Source organism: Bradyrhizobium sp. SZCCHNS3002, assembly GCF_032377435.1.
Classification (GTDB): Bacteria; Pseudomonadota; Alphaproteobacteria; order Rhizobiales; family Xanthobacteraceae; genus Bradyrhizobium.
Genome location: NZ_JAUHHY010000007.1, coordinates 20,981 through 41,794, shown reverse-complemented (window position 1 = coordinate 41,794; position 20,814 = coordinate 20,981). Strand labels below are relative to the sequence as shown.

The following is a 20,814-nucleotide window of genomic DNA, read 5'->3' as shown; positions in this document are numbered from 1 at the left end:
CGCTGGATGCGGTCCGCGGCACCCCGTCGACCACGGACTTGGCAAGAGCTGACACGCTCATCACCCGCGGTTCGGACCACCGCCGGCACAGATCTCCAAACAAACAAAAGGCCCGGCTGCGAGCCGGGCCTTTCGTTTCTCTTAACCTTCCGGATCAGACGGGCTGACCGCCGGAAGCCTGTCGCGTCTATCAGCTCACGCCTGGGGTTGCGGCTCCAGGCCCGGATCGGGTCGCGGCCGCGGCTTGCCGGCCGGCGGTACGGCCGACGCGCGCGGCGTCGACGGCTCGATCGCCGATTCGCGGTTCGGCTTCTTGCCCTTGAGCAGGTCGAGAATCTCCTCGCCGGTCAGCGTCTCGTATTCCAGCAGGGCCTGGGCGATCGCTTCCCAATCGTCACGCTTCTCGGTGATGATACGGCGCGCCTCCTGCTCGCCGGCCTCGATCAGGCCGCGAATTTCCGAGTCGATCAGGCGGGCGGTATCGTCGGAGATGTTGGTCGAGCGCGCCACCGAATGGCCCAGGAACACCTCCTGCTCATTGCTCTGGTAGCGGACGCGGCCGAGCTTGTCGGACATGCCCCATTCCATCACCATCGCTCGCGCGAGGTTGGTGGCCTGCTGGATGTCGCCGGTGGCGCCGTTGGTCACCTTCTCCGGACCGAACTTCTGCACCTCGGCCTCGCGGCCGCCGAACATCATCGCGAGCTTGGAGACGCACCATTCGCGGGTGTGCGAGTGGCGGTCGGCCTCGGGCAGCGACTGCACCATGCCGAGCGCGCGGCCGCGCGGAATGATGGTCGCCTTGTGGATCGGGTCGTGGCTCGGGACGTTGAGGCCAACGATCGCATGGCCCGCCTCGTGATAGGCGGTCAGCATCTTCTCTTCCTCGGTCATGACCATCGAGCGGCGCTCGGCGCCCATCAGCACCTTGTCCTTGGCTTCCTCGAACTCGGACTGCGTGACCATCCGCTTGTTGCGGCGGGCGGCGGTCAGGGCGGCCTCGTTGACGAGGTTCATCAGGTCGGCGCCGGAGAAGCCGGGCGTGCCGCGGGCGATGGTCTTGAGGTTGACGTCCGGCGCCAGCGGCACCTTGCGGACATGAACCTTCAGGATCTGCTCGCGGCCGATGATGTCGGGGTTCGAGACCACGACCTGGCGGTCGAAGCGGCCGGGACGCATCAGCGCCGGATCGAGCACGTCGGGACGGTTGGTGGCGGCGATCAGGATCACGCCCTCATTGGCCTCGAAGCCGTCCATCTCGACCAGCAGCTGGTTGAGGGTCTGCTCGCGCTCGTCATTGCCGCCGCCGAGACCGGCGCCACGATGGCGGCCGACGGCGTCGATCTCGTCGATGAAGATGATGCAGGGCGCGTTCTTCTTGGCCTGCTCGAACATGTCGCGGACGCGGCTGGCGCCGACGCCGACGAACATCTCGACGAAGTCAGAACCCGAAATGGTGAAGAACGGCACGTTGGCTTCGCCGGCCACGGCGCGCGCGATCAGCGTCTTGCCGGTGCCCGGAGGGCCGACCAGCAGCACGCCGCGCGGGATGCGGCCGCCGAGCCGCTGGAATTTGCCGGGATCGCGCAGGAATTCGACGATCTCCTGCAGGTCCTGCTTGGCCTCGTCGACGCCGGCGACGTCCTCGAACGTCACCCGGCCATGCGCCTCGGTCAGCATCTTGGCGCGCGACTTGCCGAAGCCCATCGCCTTGCCGGCGCCGCCCTGCATCTGCCTGGAGAGGAAGATCCAGACGCCGATCAGCGCAATGAAGGGCAGCCAGGAGACCAGCAGCGACACGAACCACGGCACGTTGTCGCCGGGCGGCTTGGCCTGGATGTTGACCTTGGCGTCGTACAGCCGCTTCACGAGGTTCGGATCGCTCGGCGCGTAGGTCTGGAACGACGAGCCGTTCTTGAAGGTGCCGTGAATCTCCGGCCCCTGGATCACGACGTCGCGCACATTGCCCTGATCGACCTCGGTCAACAACTGCGAGAAGTTGATGTCGGTCGACGACGCGCGTTGCCCCGGGTTCTGGAAGAGTGTGAACAGCGCCAACAGCAACAGGACAATAATGACCCAAAGGGCGAAATTGCGCAGATTGGCGTTCATCGATTTTCCTTCGTGGTCGCGCGGATCGCGGCCGTTAGTCCTCGGACTCATCCCTGGGTAGCCACGAGGGAATCCCCCGGTCGACCGTCTCGTAATCTAGGTACCACTCACGGCAATGCCAAGGGAACTAGAAAGGACTATTTATCGCATCCTAGCCCGATTCCCGCTCAAAAAATGGCGCGGGAAAGCGTCGCCAAGGCAGGTGGTTAAGCGTCCGCGAAGGCGGTGAACCGCTTCAAATCCCGCGCGAGCGCCGCGGCGGCGCGGGCGTGATGCGGATCGTCTCTCTCGTCATGCTTACCAGTGCACCAGCCAGGGTCTGTTTTAGCCTGCCCGGAGCAGACGTACCACCATCTGCGATCCCCGCAAGAGTCCGGTCCAGCCGCGCCAGCAGCGACTCAGCCTTGCCGAGTTCCACGGGACCTTCGGTTCCAATGCGATTGATCGCGCGGATCAGCAGCCTCAGCCTGATTTCGGCTGGAAGCGCGACAAAGGCGCGCGCCTCGAAGCTCTCGCCGTGACCCCCGCCGACCGGCCTGCTCCCGGCCGCGCGCAGTGCGAGATAGCGTTCGGCGCCATCCACCATCAATTCGATCGCGGCGTTGGCCCGTCCGAGCCGGTCGGCCAGCGTCGCCAGCGTCCGGGCATCGCCGCCCTCCGCGGCCAGGGCCGGCATCAGAGCGCGCAGCCGCGGCCGGGTGAAGGCGGGATCTTGATTGGTCGGGTCATCTGCGAACGGGATTCCGGCCGAGCGCAGCGTCGCTACCAGCCGGACTTTGGCAACGTTCAGCAGGGGCCGCGCCAGCAACAGCCCGTCACGCTCGCTGAGCGGTGCCATCGCCGCGAGCCCCGCGATGCCGCTGCCGCGCAACAGCCGCATGAGCACCGTCTCGGCCTGATCGTCACGGGTGTGGGCGGTGACGACGTGTCCGGCACGCGCCTGCCGCGCCGCGCGCGCCAGCAGGCGGTATCTTGCCAGCCGCGCCGCTTCGGGAATCCCGGTGTCCGGCTTCGCGTCGGTCCAGCGAAGGGTCCGGTGCGGAATTGCGAGCCGGCGCGCGATCTCCTTCACCATGCGGGCTTCACGGGCGGAGTCGCGCCGCAGCGCATGGTCGACCGTCACGGCCACAAGGTGCGGTCCCTGTGCGAGCCCCGCACGCCACCGCGCCGCGAGCCACATCAGAGCCATCGAATCGGGACCGCCCGATACGGCGAGCACCAGTGCGGGCGCGGCCGAAAGCGGCGCGAACAGGCGCTCGGCTTCGGCGGCGGAGATCGCAAGATCGGCTTCGGAACAGGCCTTCGACATGGCGCCGCAGCCTATCCGCCCCGCCGGTTATAGGCGAGAGGCCTCCCCTCGCCCGCAGGCGCTCAGCACTTCACCCGCTTCTGCTCGCGATCGACGGTCGCCTTCACGCCCGCCGAGGCGCGCGGATATTTGCGCGTCACTTCGCCGAACGCGGCGCAGGCCGCCTCCTTCTCTTTCAGCGCGGCCAGCGACTGGCCGAGCCGGAGCAGCGCATCCGCCGCCTTGCCCGACTTCTCGTATTTCGTCGTCACGGCGAGGAAGACCTCGGCCGCATCGCGATATTGCTGACGCTGGTAGAAGCTCTCGCCGAGCCAGTATTGCGCGTCGCCGACCATCGGATCGTTCGGATATTTCTGGGTGAAGTTGCGCATCGTCTGCTCGGCCAGCGCGTAGTCGCGGCGCTGCATGTAGCCGATGCCGAGGTCGTATTCGTCGCGCGGCGTCTGCCGCGGCGGCGCGGTCTCCAGTCCGCCCGCCCCCGGCGCGGCGGCCGGCGGCGCGCCCTGGGGATAGCGCCCGCCCGCGGTGTTGGCGAGAGCCGCGGGATCGCCGACGGGACGGCCAGCGGGCTGGCCGCCACCCGGCTGGATCGGCAACTGGCCGCCGCCGAGCGCCTGCGGGGCGCCTGGAGCGGTCGGATTCTGGATCGGGTCGAACGCATCGCCGCGGCGGCCCCGACCGGGGGCCGCGGGCTCCTGGACGATTTGCACCGGCGCACCGACGGCGGGCGGCTGCGCGTAGATCGGCTGCTGCTGCGGATAGGCCTGTTGCGGCTGGCCGTACGGCTGCTGGCCATAGGGCTGCTGGCCGTTGGCCGCCTGAGGGGGCTGGCCGTAAGCGGGATTGGCCGGCGCGGGAGCAGCCGCGTTGGTCTGCGCCGCGGGCGCACCGCCGGGTGCAGCGCTCTGCAACTGCCGCAGCCGCTCCTCGAGCTGGCGATTGCGATATTGCAGCTCCTCGTTCTGACCGGTCAGTTGCCGGAGCTGATTTTCGAGCCGCTGAATCCGGATCTCGGGATCATCGTCATCGGTCTGGGCGAGCGCCCGCGACGAAACTGCCTGGCACGAGAAAATGACGAGCGCGGCGAGGATCGCGGCGGCGCTCCGTGGAAGAAACATGAATGACATGCTGCCCTGACGACCGGATCGGCGAGACATTGAAAACAGGCCTGTGAGCGAGGCTGTAAAGCAGAAATGCGATAGATACAAATGACGTTCAAGCGAAGACAAGACCAAGTCCGGACGAGACCCGCCGACCAGAAACGACGAAGCCGGCGTCGATGGGCGACGCCGGCTTCATCAGCAACGGATTCGTTCAGCTTTATGAACTGGCGTTCAGGACCGTCACCGCACGGCGGTTCTGCGACCAGCACGAGATGTCGTTACAGACCGCCACCGGCCGCTCCTTGCCGTAGGAGATGGTGCGCATGCGGCCCTGGTCGATGCCGCGCGACGCCAGGAAGTTGCGGACCGACTGCGCGCGCCGCGCGCCCAGCGCGATGTTGTACTCGCGGGTGCCGCGCTCGTCGGCATGGCCCTCGATCGTGAAGGAGTAGCGCGGATAGCTCTGCAGCCACTGAGCCTGCTTCTCCAGGGTCGCGATCGCCTGCGGCGTGAGATCGGTCTGATCGCTCTCGAAGAAGACGCGATCGCCGACATTCACGACGAAGTCCTGCTGGCTGCCTGGAGTCGCAGCGCTGGCCATCGCCCCGTCGGCCCCGGTGAGATTCTTGTTGGCGCAGGCGCCCATCGACAGCGCCACGGCCAGCACGGCGGCCAACTTCAATCCCTGGAGGATACGCATCTGATATTTCATTCCCGGAGCCTCCACGCTCACGTTCTTAGACTGCCATCCGGTCTACAGGGCGATGGTTAAGCGAACGTTCCGTCAACCTTGATGGGGTCTTGCCGAACCCCGTCAAATGCTAACGAAACCCGAAAAGCGACCGCGATGGTTAATGGGTTGTAAATGTGGCGCCAGGGTGAAGGCAAGCCGCTCAGCGCCTGCAGCAGGGCGCTTTTTCGCTGATTTTTGCATCAGCGCCACGGTGTGAACCGGCCGGACGGCCGAACCGGCCCCGATATCGGCCGATGATCAGCCGGCCTTCGCGACCGCCTGAATCCTGAACGAATCAGTGAAGGCGTCCGGCGCGGGACGATCGAACAGCATCCGCCGTTCGAACGCGCTGGATCGCATGAACGGAAAGCGCTGGAACACGCGATCGCGGATCGACGGATAGTGCGCCGCCACCAGGCCGACCGGCTTGGTGAGGCCGGAGTAGAGCCGCGGCTCGCCCCATGGTTCCTGCAGGAACACTTTCTTGTAGAAGGCGCGATGTTCCGGGCGCACGTTGGCGAGACCGATATCCGCGTTGAAATGGGCACAGGCGACGTAGCCGAGCCGGACGGTCACATAGGGAAGCGCCGGAAACAGCCGCGCCTTCTCATGGTCGGCGACGAACCGTGTCGGGTCGATGATGACCTTGCCGCGATCGAGCTCGGGATGCAGCAGGTCGGCGAACATGTCCGAGGACAGCGATCGGCGCCATTGCGAGTTCAGCACGCTGATGCGGATCGAGCTGTAGAGCTCGCCATTGACGTAGACGCCGAAGATGAAGCTGTTGGGAAGATCATCATATTCGTCGCTGACGCGTTCGCTGGGCGACGGCAGGATGGCGCCTTCACGCAGATAGGCGCGGTAGCGCAGCCGATAGATCTCGTCCTTGTCCTCAGCAGTCAGCGCCAGTCGATAATCCACGTTCTCCAGCACATCCGACTTCTGTTCAGCAACGGCACTCACTCTAGCCGCCGACTTCATCCGCAACCCCTTTTCACACAACTCCTACGAGCAGTATGAGCTTAACAGCGGGTTAATGCCGACGCAAAGCTTTCGGCGGTACAAAGTTAACGGCACGTAGAATCCCGGAGACTTAACCGTGACTTACGGGATTGGATGCAGTGCTGGACGGATTGCTTCGGATCACTTGCGTGTCAAATCGAAACGGATTCGCTTGGCATACACGTGCAATGTTTCCGAATGATGCGACGTGGGGTTGTCACATCGCCATTCACATACGAGCCATGCTCGGACCGGCGGGATGCAGCGCACAGGGCTCGCCTCCCCTGGTCGATCTTCGCGGCACCTCCGCATCAAGGCGGAGGTCGAGCGATCAAGCGATCGAACGTGTCCCGCCGGCGGCCGCGATCGCCCCGTCGCTCGAACGGCGCCCATGCGATGCATTCAGGAGCTGCCGGATGCGGATTGCGGGGACGGGCCGGCTGAACAGATAGCCCTGCGCTTCGGTGACCGTGCCGTCGGCGCTGACCAGTTCGAGCTGCTCGTTGGTCTCGATGCCCTCCACCACCACCGACATGCCGAGATCGGCGGACAATCTTGCGACACCGCGCAACAGAGTCAGCGGCCGATCGCTGTCGATGCCTTCGAGGAAAGAGCGATCGATCTTGACCTTCTCCAACGGGAAGTTGTGCAAATAGCTGAGGCTGGAATAGCCGGTGCCGAAATCGTCGAGCGAAATGCGGACCCCGAGCATGTGCAGCTGCGACAGCACATCGTGGGTGAGCTGGGTGTTGCGCAACAGCGAGGATTCGGTGATCTCGATCTCGAGCCGATGCGGCGGCAGCCCGGACACTTCCAGCGCGTAGCGGACCTCACTGAGCACATCGCGCTGATGGAACTGCTGCGGCGAGAAGTTGACGGCGACGCTGACCGCATCCGGCCATTTCATGCATTCCAGGCAGGCCTTGCGCAGGATCCAGCGGCCGAGATCGACGATCAGGCCCATGTCCTCGGCGACGGGAATGATGTCGACCGGCGAGACCGTGCCGCGCACCGGGTGGTTCCAGCGCAGCAGCGCCTCGCAGGTGGAGATCTTGCCGGACTTCAGGTTGACCAGCGGCTGGTAGAACAGCTCGAACTCCTCGTTCGCCAGCGCCTTGCGCAGGTCGAGCTCGAGGATGCGGCGTGCTTCCACCGTCTGGGCGAGCTCGTCGCGGAAGAAGCAGAAGGTGCCACGTCCCTCCGCCTTGGCGCGGTACAGCGCCATGTCGGCATTCTTCAGCAGGGTGTCGGCGCTGATCCCCGGCGCGGTCATCGCGATGCCGACGCTGGCGCCGATCTCGACCAGGTGATTGTCGATCTTGTAGCGCTCGCTGAGCTGGTCGACGATCCGGCGCGCCAGCATCGCGGCGTCGTCGTTGGAGCGGATGTTGCGCTGGAACACCACGAACTCGTCGCCGCCGAAGCGCGCAACGAAATCTTCCGGACGCAGCATGTCGCGCAGCCGCTCGGAGACCGCGCAGAGCAGTTGATCGCCGCAGGGGTGGCCGAGCGTGTCGTTGACCTGCTTGAAGCGGTCGAGATCGACGAACAGCAGCGCGGACAGTTCGCCGTGCCGCTGCGGAATCCTGAGCAGCCGTTCGATCTCGTCGCGGAAGCTGACGCGGTTCGGCAAGGTCGTGAGCTCGTCGTAGCGCGCCAGATGCGAGATGCGCGCCTCGGCATGCCGCCGCTCGGTGATGTCCTCGAGCAGGACCACGGCGCCGCCGTCGGCCATCGGCTGGAAGGTCCAGGACAGCGACCGGTCGCGCGCGACGTCGGGATCGCTCGTGATGACATTATGGGTCTTGGTGTGCTCGATCTCGGCCAGGATCAGCCGGCCGCTCGAAGCGGAGATCGAGCCTGCGATCACGCAGGCGTTGATGATGTCGGCCGCCTTGCCGCCACGCTGCAGGATGTCATCCGGCAGGTTCATCATCTGGCCGAAGCGATGGTTCATCACGGCCAGACGCCCGTCGGAGCGGAACATGCACAGGCCGTGCGGCATGTTGTTCAGGGCCGTATCGAACTGCTTGGCCAGTGCAGCCTCGCTTTCGCGCGCCACAAAGGCCTGGACGAAGATCCGTTGCAGGTTGGTCGAGATGTGCTTCAGCGATACGAAGAACAGGACGCAGAACGCCGCCATGCCCAGGTAATAAGGGCTGCCGTGGATCGCGAGAGCCACTGCGAGCGGTCCGCAGGCGAGCAGGATCTGGACGTGGAAGATCCAGGGCCGCCCGTAGGTCCGGCCTGCGCCCGCCGACATGTAGCAGAGCGTCACCGTGATCGCGATCAGGTGCACCACCGGGTCGCTGTTGTCGACCAGGGCGACCACGCACCAAATGCCGAGCACCAGCGCATAGATCATGGCGCCGATCTGATAGCGAACCTCCCAGCGCTCGACCGCCGTCTGCGTGAGGCGGCCGGCGTCGCACAGGCTCCGATAGTAGCGCATGTCGAGCGAGCGGAACGCTCCTGCGATGATCAGCATCGCGGCACACGGCCACAGATTGACGTCGCCGCTCTTGATCGCGGTCATGACGGCGGCGACGGCGGCGCAGAGTGCGCCGGCGAACATCGGGCCGGGATCCTGGAAGAGGGAGTCGACGAGAGCCGCCTGGATCGCAGGCGACAACTTTCGATCGTCTTCTCCGTTCTGAGTGGCAAGCTGCATTCGTGCGCACGCGTCCTGTTCGGTGCGCAACATTACCGTTCGCAGGTGAAGTCTTTCTGAGGGAACATCGTTAGCAGAGCGTTTCCGCACTCGCGAAGTGCTCGGATTCGCTCGAAAATTCAGCCAACTAGGCAAACACTACCCGGTTGCTGCAACGAATGGTTCCATATTTTACGGGAACACGCATCGCGCGACTCGAAAAATCGCGTCCACCACGACGTGAGCGGGCCCAGAGGCTCGCTCGCCGTCACGACAGCAGCGGCGACCAGGCCGGATCCGAGGCGAAGCCCGGCGTCGGCACCTTCTGCTCGAAGCGGCCGGAGACGTCGATCGAATACAGCGACGGGCCGGCGGTGCCGCCGGGGTCACGGAAGAACATCAGCACGCGGCCGTTGGGCGAGAAGGTCGGCCCTTCGTTGTGGAAGCCGGCGGTGAGGATGCGCTCGCCCGAGCCATCCGTCTTCATGATGCCGATCGCGAACTGGCCGCCACCCTGCTTGGTGAACGCGATGTAGTCGCCGCGCGGCGACCACACCGGCGTCGAGTAGCTGCCCTCGCCGAACGAGATGCGCTGCGCGGCGCCGCCACTGGAGGCCATCACATAGATCTGCGGCTTGCCGCCGCGATCGCTCTCGAAGCAGATCTGGCTGCCGTCCGGCGAGTAGCACGGCGAGGTGTCGATCGCCGGCGTGTCGGTGAGACGCGTCGTCGTGCGCGAGCGCAGGTCCATCACGAACAGGTTGGAGTTGCCGCCCTGCTGCAGGCTGAGGATGATGCGCTGGCCGTCCGGCGAGAACCGCGGCGAGAACGACATGCCCGGGAAGTTGCCGACGATCTCGCGCTGGCCGGTCTCGATGTTGAACAGATAGACCCGCGGGTCGCCCTGCCCGAACTCCATGTAGGTGATTTCCTGGCTCGACGGCGAGAATCGCGGCGTCAGCACGAGGTCGGCGCCGCGGGTCAGATAGCGGACGTTGGCGCCGTCCTGATCCATCAGCGCCAGCCGCTTGACGCGCCGCTCCGACGGCCCGCTCTCGTCGACGAACACCACGCGGCTGTCGAAATAGCCCTTCTCGCCGGTCATCTGCGTGTAGATCTGATCGGAGATGATATGGGCGATGCGCCGCCAATACTCCGGCGCCGTCACATATTGCTGCCCGGTGAGCTGCTGGCCTGAGTTCGGGTCCCACAGCCGAAACTCGGCCTTCAGGCGCCCGTCCGGCTGCCGCGTCGCGCGGCCGGTCACGAGCCCGGTGAGGTTGAGCGGCTTCCAGCTGGCGAACTGCGGCGGCGCCTCGAAATTGCTGATGCGCTCGGGAAACGCAGCCGGGTCGACCGGCGCGAACAGGCCGCTGCGCTTCAGATTGTTCGTGATCACCTGCGCGATGCCGTTGCCGACATCGGCATCGCCCGCACCGCCGGGAACGAAGGGCGGAATCGCGATCGGGATCGGCTTGAACTCGCCGGGATTGATCTGCAGACGCTGCTGAGCGAAGGCGGGTCCCGCGCCCCACGCCGCCATCGCGGCTCCTCCGGCCAGCAGAACCTGGCGCCGCGTGGTGAATCCAGTCTTGCGCGTTGGAGGTGTCGTCAAGTTCGGCCTCGCATCGAATTCATCATTTTGAGATTGAATGTCGTCGGGATCAACTTCCACTCATTGTACCGGTTCTTCGGCAGAAACGCGTAGGGCGCGCAGTTCTCGACCGCACGCTTCGCGCTATCCGCCATCGCCGCGCTCACCCGCGGCGGCCCTCGCGTTCCCGCGACCGAGGGGACGGCGGCCAGCGAGCCGTCGGGACGGAGTTGGATGTCGATATCGACTTCGATCTTGTCTTCATCGACGCCGTTATAAGGCGTCGTGAAGCAGCGCGTGACCGCCTCCTGGAAGGCGGCCTGCCAGCTCGCGACATTGCTCTCCGCCGTGCCATGAACAGCGCCGAGCGCGGCGTTGGCATTCAGCTCCGAACCCGTCACGGCCTGGCGCGTCGGGTCCTTCTGATTGATCAGGCTCGCCATCTTCTCGGCGTCGAACTTGCGCTCGCTCTTGTGCTTGGGCGGCTCCGGCGGCGCGGCGGCGGCCTGCTGCGGCTTCGGCGGATGCTTCGTCTTGTCCTTGTTGAGCATGCTGGCGATCTGGTCCGGATTGAACGGATCCGGCTTCTTCTCTTCCGGCTTCGGCTTCTCGGCCGGCGCGGGCTTCGGCGGCTCCGGCTTCTTCTCGGCGACGGGCTTAGGCGTATCAGGCTGCTTCTCGACCGGCTTCGGCGGGTCGGGCTTCTTCTCGACCGGCTTCTCCGGCTTGGGCAGCGGCTCGGGCGCAGCATCGGTCTCGGTGACCTGCTTGGTATCGACCTTGCCGACGATGTCCTCGGTCGGCTTCTTCTCGCCGATCTTGTCGGCCAGCAGCTTCTGGGCTTCCTTCTTGCCGGTCAGGGCGCCGGCCTTGGCCTTCGAGCTGTTGTCCTCCGAGATCACGTCGACCGGCACCAGGTCCTCCGGCGGCGCCACCATCGAGCGCGCGGAGAAGCTGAACAGACCCCAGCACAGCACGAGCACGTGCAGGGCGACGGACAGCACCGTCCCCTTGCGCGTGCGCACGAACCGGATGAGGTCTTTCGACGTCATGAGCCCTGATCCGGCAGCACGACGATGCTGGCGCGATAGCCGGCGTCGCGCGCCAGGCCCAGCACCTTCATCATGTCGGAGTAGCAGGCGTCACGGTCGCCGCGGATCTTGACGACGTTGTCGGCGCCGCCGGCGCCCGCATCCTTCATCGCCTTGATCTTCGGCCCGAGCTCGTTGATCGCGATCGGCGAGTCGCCGAGATACACGTCGACCTTGGACGCGCAGCCGCCGCCGGTCTTCTTCACGGTCACCTCGAGCGGCGGCTTGGCGTCGGCCGTCGAGGCCGAGCCGCCTTGGGCCTGGGGCAGGTCGACCTGGATGTTGACGGTGAGCAGCGGCGCTGCGACCATGAAGATGATCAGCAGCACCAGCATGACGTCGACCATCGGCGTGACGTTGATCTCCGCCATCACGGCCGCCTTGCGCCGACCGCGGCGACCACTGCCGCCGGACGCGCTGCCCATGCTCATGCCCATGCTGTGGTACTCACGATCCGGATGCCACTATACCTGCCCTCATCCCCGCTCGTCGATCTGACGGGACAAGATGGCGGAAAATTCATCTGCGAAGCCTTCCAGCCGCTGCGCCTGCCGGTTCACCTCCGAAGAGAACTTGTTGTAGAAAATCGTCGCCGGGATGGCCGCGATCAGGCCGATGGCGGTGGCGAACAGCGCCTCCGCGATGCCCGGGGCGACCACCGCCAGCGAGGTGTTCTTGGAGGCCGCGATCGCCTGGAAGCTGGTCATGATGCCCCAGACCGTGCCGAACAGGCCGACGAACGGGCCGGCGGAGCCGACCGTGGCGAGCACCAGGAGACGGCGTTCCAGCCGCTCGACCTCGCGCGCGATCGAGACGTTCATCACCTTCTCGATGCGCATCTGCAGGCCGGCGAAGGAGCGCGCATGGCCCTCGAACGAGCGCTTCCACTCCCGCATCGCCGCCACGAAGCACGCCGCCATGGATTGCGTCGGCTTCGCCGACAGCACCCGGTACAGCTCCTCGATCGATTCCCCGGACCAGAAGGCTTGCTCGAACCGGTCCATCGAGCGGCGGGTGCGTGAAAACAGGAACATCTTGTCGATCGCGATCGCCCAGACCCAGATCGAGCAGGAGATCAGGCCGAGCATGATGATCCGGACCACCCAGCCGGCATTGCCGAACAGATCGATCAGGGACAGGCCGCCGCTATCGACAGACATCTGCAAGTATCCTCTCAACCAATCATCCCGGGACGCCCGGGACCATGCAGCCGCCGTTCCATGCCGGATGCTGTCGCGGCGGAAAGCGCCTGCGCGAGAAAACCCTGAACTGATCGCTTTAAGAGGCCCGCCGAAGCCATAAGCGGCCTGCTTCCTCTGCCAACGTGTCAAAACAAGGGCTCTTGGCGCGCGTAAGCGCCCCTTAACCAAACCCCGTCCGGGGTTAAGGCGGGGTTACCGCGGAGTATTGCGGAGGTCAAAGGTCCAGCCGGACCAGCCAGATAGAGCCTTTGTGATCAGCCGCTTGACCATTTTGGCCGGCGTCGGCAGCGGCCAGCCGCCGCAGCCGGACGGTAACGGGAAACGCAAAACGCCCGCCGGCGGGAACCGCAGGCGGGCGTCTTGTGCCGTCAGGGCGGGGGCTGAAAGCCCTGCGGCGTCAGGGTGAGGGGCGATCAGCTCGAGGGCTGGTCGTTCGGCGGGGTCGCCGGACGCGGCTTGTGCTGGGCCATGAACGCGTCGAACTCTTCCTTGTCCTTGGCGTGGCGCAACCGGGTCAGGAAGTCGCGGAACTCCTGCTGCTCCTCCTCGAGCCGGCGCAGGGTCTCCATGCGGTATTCATCGAAGGCGCGGTTGCCGCTCGACGACGGCGCCGAGAACCCGAAGCCGAAGCCGCGGCGCTCCATCTTGTCGCGCATGCGGTCCATCTTCCACTGCATCCGCTCCATCTTGTTCGACCAGCGATCACCGCCGTTCCAGCACGCCATCTTTCTGCTCCCGAGTGTGAAAAAGAGAAGGGCAAGTCCGATCGGCCACCAGATGATGAAGCCGAGCACGGTCACGGCGATCCAGCCGGGATGCCAGGGCGACTCCATCATATGGGGCCGGTACCTCTGCTCCTCCTCCGAACCGCGCCAACGATTGACATCTGCGGTGTAGGCCATCTCCCTCTCCATTCGCGGCGCCATGCCGTGTGAATGTAAATAACATTTACATAGCTAGACCAACCCGGGATTTTGTCAAGGCGACCGCCTGACGCGCCGCCCGAATTATTTCTCGCTCGTCTTTGAACCTTATTTCGGGCGGCCCCAGGGCCCGGCCGGCTTGTCGTCGTCCGGCAGCGGCGGCGGCTCGGCGGCGGAGGACCCGGCAGGCCGGCGATCGGTGGGGAAGCCGAGCCCACGCAGATAGATCAGCACCTCGGCTTCCAGCAGCTCCTCGGGCGACATCGGCAGCTTGCGCCGGGCGGCGTCGCCACGGGCGAACAGCGAGGCGATGCCGTGCGCCATCGACCAGATGTGCAGCGCCATCATCATCGCCGGTGGCCGCGGCACGCCAGGCGGCGCCAGCGCCGCCAGCCGCTCGGCCGCGGCGCGGATCACGCCGAACGCCCGCTCGCCGGCCGCCAGCAGGCCCGCCGTGGAGTCGGCCGGCACACCGGATTCGAACATCGCCGAATAGAACGCTGGCTCCGCGCGGGCGAAAGCGAGATAGGCCTTGCCGACGCGCTCGAACGCCGTAACGGTATCGGGGCGGCCATCGTCCCACGCCGCAGAGAGCTGGGATTCGAACTGCTCGAAGCCGCGCTGGGCGATGCTCGACAGCAACTCGTCGCGGTCGCGGAAGTGACGATAGGGCGCGGCCGGGCTGACGCCGGCCATGCGGGCGGCGTCGGCGAAGGTGAAGCCGGCAGCCCCCTTCTGCGCGATCAGGTCGAGCGCCGCCTGCAGCAGCGCCTCCTTGAGGTTACCGTGATGATAGCCGCGCTCGGCGCGGCGCTGCTCCTTGCGCCAGCTCATGTGAAGGGCTTTTACATGAGCCGGACGAAAAGACGCCAGAGACTTTTCGAACGTGCCAACAGTCGCCGACCACCGCCGAGAGTGACGGAGCGCTTCCGTCCCGGTCCGCGGCGTCGATGAACTTGCTCAGGCGCCTGCGGCTGTCCGCAGTCCTGCGGCCGGCCCCCGGCGTTCCGGCAGCGCGCAAGCCTGCCCAAATATAGTTGACTAGGACACCAAATCCATTTAGTTTCCTTGTCAACCACATGGCGATCACATGACCCCCGTCTCGGACCTGACTGACCATACCGGCTTCTGGATGCGGATGGTGTCGAACGCGGTGTCGCAGGAATTCGCGCGGAAGGTCGCGGCCGAGGGAGTCACGGTTGCGGAATGGTCGTTCATGCGGGCGCTCTACGACCAAGGCCCGATGCCCCCCTCCGTTCTGGCGCAGCGGATGGGCCTGACCCGGGGGGCCGTCAGCAAGCTTGCGGATCGGCTTCTGGGCAAAGGCCTGATCGCGCGAACGGAGAACCCGGAAGACAAGCGCGGGCACCGCCTCGCTTTGACGGCCGAGGGACGGTTCAAGGTGCCCGTGCTTGCCGCGCTGGCCGATGCGAACGACGCAGCCTATTTCGGCGTGCTCAGCAAAAGCGAGCACCACACGCTCAACCGCCTGCTGAAGGCGCTCGCCGAACGACGCGGCCTCAAGACGATCCCGTTGGACTGAACGCACTCAATTCATCGAAGGACGCCGATATGGACACGGACCGGATTTCCATTGCCAAGACATGCCTCGATGCTGCCCACGATGGCAGCCTCAGCTTTCCGGAAATCGTCGGCCGGCTGATGGCTGCCGGATTCGAGAGCTACACCGTCGACTATCGCTGCAACACCCAGACCTGCTATTTGCCCGACGGCGACCATGCGACGCTCGCGATGCAGCCGTCAGCCGGACGCGTCGCGCCCGCCTTCGATGCCCGGGAGATCGCGCATCTGGTGCGATGGGCGCAGGCAAATCCCGCCGACTACAACTACGTGGCCTTCTGCGAGAAGGCGAAAGCCGCCGGCTGCGCCGGCTACCTGGTGTCGTTTGCCGGCCGCCGCGTGGTCTATTTCGGCCGCACCGCCGAGACGCATGTCGAGCATTTTCCCGCTTGAGAACGTACGCGCGGCAAAGGCCGCGCGTCCTCGCCACTGGAAACTATCCGCCGCCCGGGATCGGCAGCACCGGCATGATCTCGACCCGCTCGCCCGGGAAGATCGCAAAATGCGGATGGTTCACGAACATCTTCGCCGCATCCTCATGCGAGGCGGCGCGGACCACGGTGAACGCGCCCATTTCGTTGGCGATGTCGTTGACGCCGCCCTTGTCGACCCGCTTGGTCTTGCCGAGCGGCCCGCCCATCGCGAGGATCGCGTCCTTGTACTGGTCGACCCAGGCATGCCAGGCCGCCATGCCCTGCTGTCCCCTGGCATTGCGCTCCGTCTCGGACAGCGCCTCCCAGGCTTTCGAGGCCGGACTGGTCTTGCTGCCGAGAAAGACGGCGAGATAGGTGTTGCTGTTGTCGCTCATTGCACTTCCCTCTCCTGCTGTGAAACGGATCGATCAGACACGGCCGGCATGCGGCAGCTCGGCGAAGCCGGCCGCGGCCTGCTGCACCTCCTCGGAAAAGTCCGCCATCTCCTGGACCTGGCGAATCTCGATGATCTCGTTGTCCGAGGCCGGGCACTGCCTGGCCCAGGCGATCGCCTCGTCGCGCGACGCGACCTCGATCATCCAATAGCCGCCGAGCACCTCCTTGGCCTCCGCGAACGGGCCGTCGGTCACCGCGGGCTTGCCGCCCGCGAACGAGACCCGCGCACCCATCGACGGCGGATGCAGGCCCTCCAGCGTGATCAGCACGCCCGCCTCCTTCAGCGCCTCGTTGTAGCGCATCATCGCCGCGACCCGCTCGGGATCGAGCTGCACGTCGGGCGGCGCGCTCTCATAGCCGAGCGGGATCATCAGCATCATGAATCGCATTGCGCTTCTCCTCTCCTGATCAGGCTCGCGGCTCAGCCCTTGGCGACCTGCGCACGCAGCCGTTCGACCCGCTCGCGCAATTCGGATGTGAACGTCTCGCCGAAATCCTCCGGTGCATAGACCTGCCGGATCTCGATCTGGCCGCTCGGGAACGGCGCGCGCGTCATGTGCGCGATCACCTGGTCGAGCGAGCCGGCCTTGATCATCCAGAAACCGGCGGCGAGATCGCCGGAGAGGTCGAATGGACCGCGCGCGACGCTCGGCGTCCCGTTCGAGAAGTCGATCCGCGCGCCCTTCGCGGTCGGATGCAGGCCCTCGCCCGCCTCCATCATGCCGGCCTTGACCAATTCCTCATTGAATCGGCCCATCGCCGCGAACTCCTCGGTGGTCGGCAGGATTCCGGCTTCCGTGTCCCGGGTCGCCTTCACGATCACCATGAACCGCATGGCTTCTCTCCTGATGCTGTGCGGCAGGACTGCCCTGCCCGCATCAGTAAGACGATCCGGTCCCGGCGCCGCCGACACGCCCTCGCGATTATTTTGACCGGGTTCCCGGTTCAGCCCGCCTCTTGCGGGAACATGTGGAAATAAGGCTGGGCCTCTGCGAGCACCCGCGCCACGGATGGCCGCGCCTTGAGCCGGTCGAGATAGGCTGTGACCCCAGGCAGCCCGTCACCCAGCGGCTCGACTCTGTCGGCGTAGAACAGCGCCGGCAGGGCCGCGCAATCCGCCAGGGTGAACGGGTCGCCCATCGCCCAGCCACGCGGCGGCAGCTCGGCCTCGAGCATCGCGTAGGACGTGCGCAGCCGGCTTCGCGCGTCGGCGACGCCGAGCGGATCGCGGGCATCGGCCGGCCGCAGCCGGTCGAACACGACGGTCTGCGTCGGCATGTGCAGATAAAGGTCGAGAAAGCGATCGCGCAGACGTGTCCGCAAGGCGAGATCGGGATCATCGGGAATGAAGCGCGTCCCGCCCGCATAGTGCTGGTCGAGATATTCGATGATGATGCTCGATTCCGGAATCGTGCGCTGCTCGTCGCGCAGCACGGGAAATTTGCCGACCGGCCACAGCTTCAAGAACGCCGCGCGCTCATCCGCGTCACCGAGATTGATCAGCTTCGGCGTGAACGAAACGTCGTTCTCATACAGCGCGATCAGCACCTTCCAGCAGAACGACGACAGCGGATGATAGTAAAGGGTCAGGGACATCTTAAGCTCCTGATAGGTTGGGGTGAGAACAAGTTGTTTGGTCCCGAACGCGCGGCCGCAGGACGGCGCGCTCCCGCGCCCCGTTGTTCGAGGGGGCTGAGGTGAGGGGCTGGACGGGCGGGTGCGTGAGTTGAAAGACCTGCGCTCGCCCGGGACACGGAACGCGGCGCAAGATAGGGCTCACACGTCCCGAACGGGGGCGTAGCGCGCGATGACGACGCCGTTGGACAGCGCCCGGCTGTCGATCAGGCGGAGCTTCAAGGCCTGACCCGGCTTGAACAGCGGGCGTCCGGCACCGAGCACGCGCGGATTGATCGCGATTCGAAACTCATCGATCAGGTCGGACGCCACAAGCGTCGAGGCGAGGTCCGCGCTGCCGAACAGGAACAGGTCCTTGGCATTCTCCTGCTTGAGCTTGTCGACCTCAGCCGCGAGCTGCGGACCCAGCAGATGCGCGTTCGACCATGGCAGGCGAGACAGCGTGCGGGAGGCAACATATTTGGGGATGCTGTTCATGAAGTCGGCGGTCACGCCCTTCTCCGTCGGCCAATAGCCGGCCATCAGATCGTAGGTCACCCGGCCGAACAGCAATCCGCCCGCCTCCTGCAGCTGCGTCTCGGAGATCTGCTCTAGCTCCGGGCCCCACACATCCTCGTGCCAGGAGATGTCGCCGTTGGGGCCCGCAACCATGCCGTCCAGCGTCATCATGTTCCACATCACCAGTCTCGCCATCGACGCCTCTCCCTGACTGCTTTCATTTTGCAAGCAGTTGGAGAATGCCCAGACCGATGCAATATTGCAAGCGGTTTATATGCGATCCCTCCCAATGAGACGTCGATGTCCGACCTTCAGCGTTCCGGCTGCCCGATCAACCTTTCGCTCGAAGTGGTGGGCGACAAATGGAGCCTCTTGATCATCCGTGACATGATGTTCGGAAATCGCCGGCATTATCGCGAGCTGCTCGGCGGCTCGGAGGAAGGCATCTCCTCGAACATTCTCGCCGACCGGCTGAAGACGCTGCTCGCCGCCGGCATCATCAGCCGCGAGGACGATCCGAGCCACAAGCAGAAGGGCATCTATTCCCTGACCGAGCAGGGCATCGAGCTGCTGCCGATCCTCGCGCAGATGGCGGGCTGGGGTTACAAATATCTGCCGGTTTCAGAGGAGCTCGGCATCCGCGCCAGGCTGCTGATGGAAGGCGGGCCGAAGATGTGGGCCGAGTTCATGGATGAGCTGCGCGAGATTCATCTCGGCACGAAACGGCGCAGGAAGGCCGGGCCAAGCGTCGGTCAGCGGCTGAGGGCGGCTTACGAGAAGGTGGTTGCCGACAAGAAGGCCGCTTCGGGCAAGTCGTGATCAGACGCTCACTTGCCGGACACGCGCATGGGACGCGCGGATCGCACGCCCCTCGATCGTCCGGAACGATGCTCCCATCAGAACCGCGTGTTGTCGGCCCTGTAACGCGACGACCTGCGCGGCGCGCGCTCGGGGGTCTGCTCGAGTTGCGCGATCGGACGGCGATAGGTCTCGGCGCGACGCAGCCAGCCCGCCTCCCACACGCGGTTCGAGGGTAGATTGCGCACCCGCTGCTGCAGCACGACCTGCACCGCGTCGGAATATTCGGCGAGCACGGCCTTGGACTCGGTCGTGGTTCCGTTCATCTTGAGCAGCACCTGCTTGAGACCCCAGCCCTGGCGCTGGCCCGTCTCCTTGTCCACGGCGGTCTCGGATGGGTTGGTGCCCTCGCCCTTGAAGTTGATGTAGTCGATCAGCGGATAGAGATCGTTCGAGGCGCGGACGACTCGCGAATACTGCGCGACGATGTGCTCGCGTTCGGCGCTGTCGGGCGTGTTGGCGAGGATCTTGTCCATTGCGCCTTGCGCACGCGCCACCAGGAACTGCGTCTGCTCCGCAATCGTGTCGAGCAGGAACTGCCGCAATTGCCGCATTTGCGGCGAGTTGAAATTCCGCTTGAAGTCGGCCCGGCTGGTCCAGGGGCATGCCGGAGTCGGCGTCTTGTCGAGCCATGCAGGCAACGGCGTCTTGCCCTTGCGCAGAAATGCGATCAGCCCCGGAAAGCCCTCCTCATACGGCGGCTTCGCGGTGGCCGGGTACCAGATGAAATGCCCGATTCCCAGCGAGGCGAATTCTTCACCCGCATTCCACGACGTGATCGCGTCGCGCCGTCCCCCGGCCTCGTTGAGCCAGATCTTGCGGCCGATCATCTGCGCGACGTCGGCCGGCAGCGCGCGCTGAGGCACCGACAGATTCTTCGTGGTCTTGGCGTCGCCCTTGCGCTCGGCCGCGACCGGCTTCGCAGGCTCGGTCGATGGCACGACCACCTTCGGAGCCGGCGTCTGCACGTCCGACGGCCGCCCCACCGTCTCGGGCTCCGCGGTCTGCGGCTGCTGCGGCGGCGCGACATCGTGCGCGGCCTGCTCGGTCTCTGCCGGTTTCGCAGCAACGCTGCCATCCGCTCCCGCGGCGCCGGACGCCGCGAGCCCGAGGACAATGCACGACAACAGCAACGCGCCGCACCCGCGCCTAAGACCATTCGACCCGTGCGACGAAGCGTGCAGCTCCGTGGTTCTGACGAGAGTGATTCGCCGGCTGATGAATAGATCGCCCATGTCGATTCTACCGAGACTCTAAAACTCTACGCTACCGGTTCAGATTCGTCCCGGACACGTCCGAGAGCGACCCGACGACGGGCAAATCAGCCGACGGCGGGACTGTCCAATTCCACGGGGGAATGCGCCTTGGCAGGCTGTGGCGCGGCCGCGACACCGCCCGTGCCACGGGGCTCTTTTCGTGAAGACTTTCAAGTCGATTACCCTTGTCCAGTCCTACCCGTAAAGATAGTTCTATTTCGCCTTTCCAGAATTCACGCTCTTTTAGCCACGTCCTGTTCCCGATCGAGAGGGACGTTTCGCGATCGTCACGAACGTGGGGAGCAGGATGCGGTGGACGCGTCGATGTTGCAGCGTGGAGCATGATTCGGAACCGGAGGCCGTTGACACGCATTGCGCCACAGCTTTCCGACAAGATC

At 65.4% G+C, this 20,814-nt stretch carries 21 protein-coding genes; 3 read left to right on the top strand and 18 right to left on the bottom strand.

Annotated features, from left to right (window positions below):
- Nucleotides 1-195: 195 nt before the first annotated feature.
- The 12 genes from ftsH to QW845_RS16250 all read right to left on the bottom strand — a co-directional run bounded on the left by ftsH (nt 196) and on the right by QW845_RS16250 (nt 14,553).
- Nucleotides 196-2,112 carry an ATP-dependent zinc metalloprotease FtsH gene (ftsH, locus tag QW845_RS16305; protein ID WP_315802592.1) on the bottom strand — a complete coding sequence of 639 codons (1,917 nt, stop codon included), beginning with the start codon at nt 2,110-2,112 and terminating at the stop codon, nt 196-198.
- Nucleotides 2,113-2,347: 235 nt separating this feature from the next.
- Nucleotides 2,348-3,421, bottom strand: a complete 1,074-nt coding sequence (gene tilS, locus QW845_RS16300; RefSeq protein ID WP_315802591.1) for a tRNA lysidine(34) synthetase TilS — start codon at nt 3,419-3,421, stop codon at nt 2,348-2,350.
- A gap of 62 nt (nt 3,422-3,483) precedes the next feature.
- Nucleotides 3,484-4,539: a tol-pal system protein YbgF gene (ybgF, locus tag QW845_RS16295; RefSeq protein ID WP_315802590.1), complete on the bottom strand. Its 1,056-nt coding sequence runs from the start codon at nt 4,537-4,539 to the stop codon at nt 3,484-3,486.
- 202 nt (nt 4,540-4,741) lie between these two features.
- Nucleotides 4,742-5,236: a peptidoglycan-associated lipoprotein Pal gene (gene pal / locus QW845_RS16290; RefSeq protein WP_172133860.1), complete on the bottom strand. Its 495-nt coding sequence runs from the start codon at nt 5,234-5,236 to the stop codon at nt 4,742-4,744.
- Between the two features lie 279 nt (nt 5,237-5,515).
- Entirely contained in the window at nt 5,516-6,238 is a 723-nt protein-coding gene (locus QW845_RS16285; protein WP_315802589.1) for an N-acyl amino acid synthase FeeM domain-containing protein, read from the bottom strand.
- Nucleotides 6,239-6,590: 352 nt separating this feature from the next.
- Entirely contained in the window at nt 6,591-8,930 is a 2,340-nt protein-coding gene (locus QW845_RS16280) for a putative bifunctional diguanylate cyclase/phosphodiesterase (protein WP_315802588.1), read from the bottom strand.
- A gap of 247 nt (nt 8,931-9,177) precedes the next feature.
- Nucleotides 9,178-10,452 carry a Tol-Pal system beta propeller repeat protein TolB gene (gene tolB / locus QW845_RS16275; protein ID WP_315802857.1) on the bottom strand — a complete coding sequence of 425 codons (1,275 nt, stop codon included), beginning with the start codon at nt 10,450-10,452 and terminating at the stop codon, nt 9,178-9,180.
- Nucleotides 10,453-10,520: 68 nt separating this feature from the next.
- Nucleotides 10,521-11,555, bottom strand: a complete 1,035-nt coding sequence (locus QW845_RS16270) for a cell envelope integrity protein TolA (RefSeq protein WP_315802587.1) — start codon at nt 11,553-11,555, stop codon at nt 10,521-10,523.
- Nucleotides 11,552-12,031 (bottom strand): biopolymer transporter ExbD, encoded by a 480-nt coding sequence (locus QW845_RS16265; protein ID WP_315802586.1) that lies wholly within the window; start codon nt 12,029-12,031, stop codon nt 11,552-11,554. Before QW845_RS16265 ends, QW845_RS16270 begins: the two co-directional genes overlap by 4 nt.
- Before the next feature lie 39 nt (nt 12,032-12,070).
- On the bottom strand, nt 12,071-12,754 hold the full coding sequence (gene tolQ, locus QW845_RS16260; protein WP_315717584.1) for a protein TolQ: 684 nt from the start codon (nt 12,752-12,754) through the stop codon (nt 12,071-12,073).
- A 455-nt stretch (nt 12,755-13,209) separates the two neighbouring features.
- Complete coding sequence (locus QW845_RS16255; protein ID WP_315802585.1) at nt 13,210-13,698, bottom strand: DUF2852 domain-containing protein; 489 nt, start codon at nt 13,696-13,698, stop codon at nt 13,210-13,212.
- 129 nt (nt 13,699-13,827) lie between these two features.
- Nucleotides 13,828-14,553: a TetR/AcrR family transcriptional regulator gene (locus tag QW845_RS16250; protein ID WP_315802584.1), complete on the bottom strand. Its 726-nt coding sequence runs from the start codon at nt 14,551-14,553 to the stop codon at nt 13,828-13,830.
- Between the two features lie 256 nt (nt 14,554-14,809).
- Between QW845_RS16250 and QW845_RS16245 the strand changes: the two genes are divergently transcribed.
- Nucleotides 14,810-15,262 carry a MarR family transcriptional regulator gene (locus tag QW845_RS16245; protein ID WP_315802583.1) on the top strand — a complete coding sequence of 151 codons (453 nt, stop codon included), beginning with the start codon at nt 14,810-14,812 and terminating at the stop codon, nt 15,260-15,262.
- Nucleotides 15,263-15,291: 29 nt separating this feature from the next.
- Nucleotides 15,292-15,693: a DUF1398 domain-containing protein gene (locus QW845_RS16240; RefSeq protein WP_315802582.1), complete on the top strand. Its 402-nt coding sequence runs from the start codon at nt 15,292-15,294 to the stop codon at nt 15,691-15,693.
- A gap of 43 nt (nt 15,694-15,736) precedes the next feature.
- Here the strand turns inward: QW845_RS16240 and QW845_RS16235 are convergent, their stop codons facing one another.
- The 5 genes from QW845_RS16235 to QW845_RS16215 all read right to left on the bottom strand — a co-directional run bounded on the left by QW845_RS16235 (nt 15,737) and on the right by QW845_RS16215 (nt 18,497).
- Nucleotides 15,737-16,108: a hypothetical protein gene (locus QW845_RS16235; protein ID WP_315802581.1), complete on the bottom strand. Its 372-nt coding sequence runs from the start codon at nt 16,106-16,108 to the stop codon at nt 15,737-15,739.
- Nucleotides 16,109-16,141: 33 nt separating this feature from the next.
- Nucleotides 16,142-16,558: a YciI family protein gene (locus QW845_RS16230; RefSeq protein ID WP_315802580.1), complete on the bottom strand. Its 417-nt coding sequence runs from the start codon at nt 16,556-16,558 to the stop codon at nt 16,142-16,144.
- A 32-nt stretch (nt 16,559-16,590) separates the two neighbouring features.
- Nucleotides 16,591-17,004 (bottom strand): YciI family protein, encoded by a 414-nt coding sequence (locus QW845_RS16225; protein WP_315802579.1) that lies wholly within the window; start codon nt 17,002-17,004, stop codon nt 16,591-16,593.
- Between the two features lie 110 nt (nt 17,005-17,114).
- A complete protein-coding gene (locus tag QW845_RS16220) occupies nt 17,115-17,765 on the bottom strand; it encodes a glutathione S-transferase family protein (protein ID WP_315802578.1) in 651 nt (216 codons plus the stop codon).
- Between the two features lie 180 nt (nt 17,766-17,945).
- Nucleotides 17,946-18,497: a dihydrofolate reductase family protein gene (locus tag QW845_RS16215; RefSeq protein ID WP_315802577.1), complete on the bottom strand. Its 552-nt coding sequence runs from the start codon at nt 18,495-18,497 to the stop codon at nt 17,946-17,948.
- A gap of 105 nt (nt 18,498-18,602) precedes the next feature.
- Here QW845_RS16215 and QW845_RS16210 point away from each other — a divergent pair, with 105 nt between their 5' ends.
- Nucleotides 18,603-19,121 (top strand): helix-turn-helix domain-containing protein, encoded by a 519-nt coding sequence (locus tag QW845_RS16210; RefSeq protein ID WP_315802576.1) that lies wholly within the window; start codon nt 18,603-18,605, stop codon nt 19,119-19,121.
- Nucleotides 19,122-19,198: 77 nt separating this feature from the next.
- Here the strand turns inward: QW845_RS16210 and QW845_RS16205 are convergent, their stop codons facing one another.
- Nucleotides 19,199-20,395 (bottom strand): hypothetical protein, encoded by a 1,197-nt coding sequence (locus QW845_RS16205; protein ID WP_315802575.1) that lies wholly within the window; start codon nt 20,393-20,395, stop codon nt 19,199-19,201.
- Between the last annotated feature and the right edge of the window lie 419 nt (nt 20,396-20,814).

Bases quoted from the DNA above. Each gene is read 5' to 3' on its own strand.
- QW845_RS16205 (WP_315802575.1), bottom strand. From the start codon at position 20,395: ATGGGCGATCTATTCATCAGCCGGCGAATCACTCTCGTCAGAACCACG.
- QW845_RS16285 (WP_315802589.1), bottom strand. From the start codon at position 6,238: ATGAAGTCGGCGGCTAGAGTGAGTGCCGTTGCTGAACAGAAGTCGGAT.
- QW845_RS16240 (WP_315802582.1), top strand. From the start codon at position 15,292: ATGGACACGGACCGGATTTCCATTGCCAAGACATGCCTCGATGCTGCC.
- tolB (WP_315802857.1), bottom strand. From the start codon at position 10,452: ATGGCGGCGTGGGGCGCGGGACCCGCCTTCGCTCAGCAGCGTCTGCAG.
- QW845_RS16280 (WP_315802588.1), bottom strand. From the start codon at position 8,930: ATGCAGCTTGCCACTCAGAACGGAGAAGACGATCGAAAGTTGTCGCCT.
- QW845_RS16250 (WP_315802584.1), bottom strand. From the start codon at position 14,553: ATGAGCTGGCGCAAGGAGCAGCGCCGCGCCGAGCGCGGCTATCATCAC.
- QW845_RS16215 (WP_315802577.1), bottom strand. From the start codon at position 18,497: ATGGCGAGACTGGTGATGTGGAACATGATGACGCTGGACGGCATGGTT.
- QW845_RS16255 (WP_315802585.1), bottom strand. From the start codon at position 13,698: ATGGCCTACACCGCAGATGTCAATCGTTGGCGCGGTTCGGAGGAGGAG.
- QW845_RS16220 (WP_315802578.1), bottom strand. From the start codon at position 17,765: ATGTCCCTGACCCTTTACTATCATCCGCTGTCGTCGTTCTGCTGGAAG.
- QW845_RS16210 (WP_315802576.1), top strand. From the start codon at position 18,603: ATGTCCGACCTTCAGCGTTCCGGCTGCCCGATCAACCTTTCGCTCGAA.
- tolQ (WP_315717584.1), bottom strand. From the start codon at position 12,754: ATGTCTGTCGATAGCGGCGGCCTGTCCCTGATCGATCTGTTCGGCAAT.
- QW845_RS16235 (WP_315802581.1), bottom strand. From the start codon at position 16,108: ATGAGCGACAACAGCAACACCTATCTCGCCGTCTTTCTCGGCAGCAAG.
- QW845_RS16245 (WP_315802583.1), top strand. From the start codon at position 14,810: ATGACCCCCGTCTCGGACCTGACTGACCATACCGGCTTCTGGATGCGG.
- ftsH (WP_315802592.1), bottom strand. From the start codon at position 2,112: ATGAACGCCAATCTGCGCAATTTCGCCCTTTGGGTCATTATTGTCCTG.
- tilS (WP_315802591.1), bottom strand. From the start codon at position 3,421: ATGTCGAAGGCCTGTTCCGAAGCCGATCTTGCGATCTCCGCCGCCGAA.
- QW845_RS16230 (WP_315802580.1), bottom strand. From the start codon at position 16,558: ATGCGATTCATGATGCTGATGATCCCGCTCGGCTATGAGAGCGCGCCG.
- QW845_RS16265 (WP_315802586.1), bottom strand. From the start codon at position 12,031: ATGGGCATGAGCATGGGCAGCGCGTCCGGCGGCAGTGGTCGCCGCGGT.
- QW845_RS16225 (WP_315802579.1), bottom strand. From the start codon at position 17,004: ATGCGGTTCATGGTGATCGTGAAGGCGACCCGGGACACGGAAGCCGGA.
- pal (WP_172133860.1), bottom strand. From the start codon at position 5,236: ATGAAATATCAGATGCGTATCCTCCAGGGATTGAAGTTGGCCGCCGTG.
- ybgF (WP_315802590.1), bottom strand. From the start codon at position 4,539: ATGTTTCTTCCACGGAGCGCCGCCGCGATCCTCGCCGCGCTCGTCATT.
- QW845_RS16270 (WP_315802587.1), bottom strand. From the start codon at position 11,555: ATGACGTCGAAAGACCTCATCCGGTTCGTGCGCACGCGCAAGGGGACG.